Here is a 758-nt window from a genome sequence, read left to right as displayed (position 1 = left end):
GTTCAGCGCCAGGTGTCGTACTGGTAGAGCTTGTGGGTTTTCATGAGGGAGGTGACTTTGGTGTAGTACTGGGGGTCGGTGGCGTAGCCGGCTTTCCACATGCGGTAGAGGAATTTGTTGCTGGAGCGGGTGTGGGCGAAGGCGGGGGCGTAGCGGGAGTTGACGCGCAGGAAGCGGCCGTGGTCGCGGAAGGAGTTCGCGGCGGTGGTGTAGGTGCGGAACGAGTCGGTCATGCCGAAGCACTTGCCTTTGTTGTCGCACTCGAAGGTCTGGTAGCTGTAGCAGCCGCTGGCCAGGGGGCCCTTGTCGTGGCACTTGATGCCGAAGTAGTTGTGGTGGACCGAGGACAGGGCGCTGCGGCCCCAGCCGGATTCCAGGATGGCCTGGCCGATGGTGATCGAGGGCGGGACGCCGTACTCGCGCCAGCCGCGCTGGGCGCCGGGGACGGCCAGGGCGATGAACTGGGCGTTGGTGAGGGTGGCCGGGGGCTTGGGGACGGTGGTGCAGCGGGGGAGGCTGCCGGTGGTGACGTAGGCGTGGGAGATCCAGCGGCCGTCGGTGGTCTTGTCCCACTGGGTGGTGGTGCCGCGGTTGCCGGTGGCCCGCTCGCCGGTGGCGGCGCAGTGCAGGCGCAGCTTGGTGTTGTTGATCAGGGTGTTCTGGATCGGGAAGCGGGTGGAGGGGCCGGAGCGGGCCCGGACCGGGCCGTCGGTGCTGCGTACGACGCCGGCGTAGACCCGGATGCTGGCGGCGGGGGC

1 protein-coding gene is annotated in these 758 nt (G+C 68.5%); it reads right to left on the bottom strand.

Annotated features, from left to right (window positions below; all coding sequences use genetic code 11):
- Window positions 1–2: 2 nt before the first annotated feature.
- Window positions 3–758 (bottom strand): sporangiospore maturation cell wall hydrolase GsmA (gsmA, locus tag IEY75_RS20630; protein ID WP_189116052.1); only part of this gene is annotated, 756 nt, incomplete at its 5' end.

Origin of the sequence: Pilimelia terevasa (assembly GCF_014647915.1) — a bacterium.
GTDB lineage: Bacteria > Actinomycetota > Actinomycetes > Mycobacteriales > Micromonosporaceae > Pilimelia > Pilimelia terevasa.
This window is presented reverse-complemented; position numbering and strand designations above follow the sequence as displayed.